This window comes from Bifidobacterium sp. LH_730 (assembly GCF_056355835.1).
This window is the reverse complement of the sequence record NZ_JBKETB010000028.1, coordinates 1-3,860: the sequence shown is the minus strand read 5'-3', so window position 1 is coordinate 3,860 and position 3,860 is coordinate 1. Positions and strand designations below refer to the sequence as shown.

General features: G+C 61.1%; 2 protein-coding genes and 1 rRNA gene. 2 read left to right on the top strand and 1 reads right to left on the bottom strand.

The window, feature by feature from the left end; genetic code table 11:
- The first annotated feature begins 115 nt into the window (after positions 1-115).
- Positions 116-232 (top strand): 5S ribosomal RNA (gene rrf / locus AC1AUD_RS13635).
- A gap of 186 nt (positions 233-418) precedes the next feature.
- Positions 419-1,687, top strand: a complete 1,269-nt coding sequence (locus AC1AUD_RS13630) for an acyltransferase family protein (protein WP_476574921.1) — start codon at positions 419-421, stop codon at positions 1,685-1,687.
- A 276-nt stretch (positions 1,688-1,963) separates the two neighbouring features.
- Here the strand turns inward: AC1AUD_RS13630 and AC1AUD_RS13625 are convergent, their stop codons facing one another.
- Positions 1,964-3,541: a xylulokinase gene (locus AC1AUD_RS13625; protein ID WP_476574920.1), complete on the bottom strand. Its 1,578-nt coding sequence runs from the start codon at positions 3,539-3,541 to the stop codon at positions 1,964-1,966.
- Between the last annotated feature and the right edge of the window lie 319 nt (positions 3,542-3,860).

The window sequence follows — 3,860 nt, the reverse complement described above, 5'->3', positions numbered from 1 at the left end:
GAAGGGTCACAAAACGTCAGAAACATGCGCGAAGCGTCCGCCATCCGGTCCCCGAACCGCCACGAATGCCGGCGGATATAAGGGAGACCTTTCAACCGACCGATAATCGAAGATTTGCGGCGGCCATGGCCCAGGGGAGACGCCCGGCTCCATTCCGAACCCGGAAGCTAAGACCTGGCACGGCGATGGTACTGCACCCGGAAGAGTGTGGGAGAGTAGCACGCCGCCGCTACACACGTAAGAAAAGCCTCAGAAGGACAACCTTCTGAGGCTTTTCGCATATCTGCACACTGATTCTTTTTCTCCTTTTCTGAATGGTGGCGACGCTGACATTGCTGTGCGCATTGCTGCTTTCGGTGCTCGTTCGCATGGTTCAAGCTGCGCGCGTCGAACGTGAATTGTAGACGATCGTCTCCTAATGCTGAACTCTCATACCTATAATTGCTTTATCGGTTGGGAGAAGACGGGGAGCTTTATTGTGAAGCATGCTGGTACGTTCACTATGCCAGAGGTTTTGACGGAATCACCTACCTCTTGTCCTCGAAGCAAGGCTTACGAAAAAGATCATGGGAGTGCATCGGCTGGTGCTGGACGTGTTTGTTCGCTTGACGGTTTGCGTGGTGTGGCCTGTCTTATGGTGCTTCTGCTCCACCTCGGCATGATGCTTGGTCCGTGGGGAGGCGCGAAGAGCCTTGAACGCTTGGTTCCGGGCACCGCGTCCGTTATGGTGTTCTTCGTTCTTTCCGGGGTTGTGCTGTCGCTCGCTCCATTCAAGAGGATGGCAAGCGGGCAAGCCTACGATTGGTTTGCGTATTTCCCACGCCGTATTGTGCGGCTGTTGGTGCCCACGTGCGCGGCAATCCTGCTCGCCGTATTGACCGGATATGTGGCGTGGCGTATGGGGTCACAGTCGCGTTCGGCGACCGCCATCGATTTCGCCGGCGGATTCCGCACGATCGTCCATGATGCGTTCATGCAATTTGATCTGTTGTTCAATGTTTCGGATGATACGGTTACGCTGTTTGGCGCTCCTCTGCAGCGTGCGGATTCGCCGGTATGGTCGATGAGTTGGGAACTGTGGTTCAGTCTCACGTTGCCGCTGGCGGTGTGGTGCGTGTCTCGGATTCGGCGGGATTGGCTGACCGTGTGCGCTATCGCGGCGGCGCTGTTCGTCTCGCATTGGTCCGGGTATTTCCCGCTGCGGCTGTGTCTGATGTTCTGGCTAGGTGTGATTCTGGCGAAGCATGCGTCTATGCTGATGAGTCTCAGGCTTCCTGCTGCCGTCGAGCTGGTTGCAGTCTTTGGAACATTGGTTCTTATTGAAACGTCGTTCTTGATCGCCGTGTTTGTGGGTGATGTCCCGGCGCCGATCCATGCGCTGCTGCAGACCATGATGAACCTGGCCTGCATGGGATTGGTGGCGCTTGCCATGACCGATGGGCTGTTGCGTCGCGCTCTGAGCGTGCGGCCGATTCTTTTCCTGGGGCGTATCTCCTTTAGCCTGTATCTGACCCATGCCATCGTCATCGGCGGGCTTGCGGCGGTTCTGCCCAAGCTTGGCGTGACGGCATTGTCCGTTCAAACTTTTGTCGCCTTTGTCGCAAGTCTGCTGTTTGGGTGGTGCTTCTATTTGGTCATCGAACGCCCCAGCATACTTTGGTCGCGTTCTCTCGCGACTTTGCGTTGACGGAACTCTCCTTTTGGGGATATTTCTCCCTTTTCTCGTGCTTGCCGCACATTGCCACGAGAAAAGCACGAAAAATACGGCACGCTTTCTCCCTTTTTCTATAACAAGGTGTGGCAAGCACGAGAAAAGGGAGAAAACGGAAGCATCGATGGGGAAAGCCGATCTTGGAATACCGTCGCAAGACACGGTATGGAGGGCACAAAGGGATATACGGAACGCCCCGAACACGATGCGGTATGGGTCGTGCTCGGGGCGTTTGTCGTATGTGAGAAAAGGTCAGCCGCGGGCCTTGGCGTAGGCTTCGTAGACGGTCGGAGTGGGCTCGCCGGTTTCGACACCTTCGATGGAGAGTTCCCATGCGGGCGGTTCGGCGGCGCCGGAAAGCACCCATGCGGCCTGGCGGGCCGCGCCGATGGCGACGTATTCGTCGGTGGCGGGACGGGTGACGTCCATGCCGAGAATCGACGGGGCCAGCGTGCGGATGGCCACGGATTTCGCGCCGCCGCCGATCAACAGGATGCGCTCGATCTTCGCGCCGAGGGCGCGGATGAGTTCGAGGCAATCGCGCTGCGAGCAAAGCAGGCCCTCGACGAAGGCGCGCGCCATATTCTCCTTCGTGGTGTTCTTGAGCGTCAGCCCAGTCAGCGACGCCGTGGCATCGGGGCGGTTCGGCGTGCGCTCACCGTCGAAATACGGCACCAGCGTGATGCCGCCCGCGCCGGGCTCGGCGGCAAAGGCAAGACGGGCCAGCTCATCATAATCGACGCCCAGAGCCGCGCGACCGGCGTCGAGGATGCGCGAGCCGTTGATTGTGCAGGCCAGCGGTAGATAATGGCCGGTGCAGTCGGCGAAACCGGAGATCGCACCGGTCAAGTCATAGACCGGGTTTTCGGCGATGGCCGCGGCCACGCCCGAGGTGCCCAACGACACGGACACATCGCCCACGGCCATGCCAAGGCCCAGCGAGGCCATCGCATTGTCGCCGCCGCCGGGGCCGAGCAGACAGCCGCCGTCCACAGCCTTGCCGGCGATCTCGGGGGATGCGGTGACGGCGGCGGCTTCGCGCGGACCAAGCACGGTCGGCAGCGTGAGGCTTTCGGCCAAAGCAGTGGCCTGCGGAGCCGCGGAGGTATCGAGGTCGGTGGCGCCATCGCCATAGGCGGCCGCGGCGTCAACGGTCTCGCCGAAGGCGGGGGCGAGGGCCAGCGCCAGCAGATCGCGGCGATAGTGTCCGGAGGCGGCGTCGTAGTAGCTGGTGCCGGAGGCATCGGATCGATCGGTGAACAGCGCGTCAAGATGCGCGTCCTCGCCCGCCTCCACCGGGCCGAAACCGGCGATGCGCCAGCTCAGCCAGTCATGCGGCAGACAGACGGCGGCGATGCGGCGGGCGTTCTCGGGCTCATGCTCGGCGACCCAGGCGATTTTGGTCAGTGTGTAGGAGGCGACGGGGGAGGAACCAACGGCCTTCACCCAGCGCTGCTTGCCGCGTGCGACGACATCCTCCGGCTCGCCATCGTTGGCGGGAGCGGCGCCGAGGGCCTCGATGAGGGCGGCGGCCTGGGGCGCCGAGCTGGTGTCGTTCCACAGCATCGCATCTCGGATCACACGCCCCTGGGCATCGAGCAGCACCATGCCATGCTGCTGTCCGCCGACGGCGAGGGCGGCGACATCATCCATGCCACCGGCCTGCGCCGTGGCTTCCTGGAAGGCGTTCCACCAGTGCTCCGGGTTGACCGAGGTTCCATCCGGATGCTTGGCCTGTCCGAAACGGACCAGCGCGCCGGTCTGCGCATCGGTGACGCGCACCTTCGTGGACTGGGTGGACGTATCGACGCCCGCGACCAATGTAGTCATATTGCCTCCTCGTTGACGGCGTTGACACCGCTTAGTTAGATGAATAAACTATAGTGTAGCATCAAAACGGACGTCGGCAAAGCGCACGGTGTCGTCGAAGCGGACGTTGACGCCGTGACTTAAGGTATAGATTGAACTAAGTGACGAAAGTGACGGCGGATCGGCGGAAAACCGCCGCACAATACCGGTGGAAATCACTTCCGTCGCGGGAAAGGAACGATATGGCGGCACTGCGGCGCATCAACCAGGACGACCTGCGCAACCATAATATCTCGGTGGTCATCGACACCATGCTGCGCGCCACCGAGCCCATGAGCCG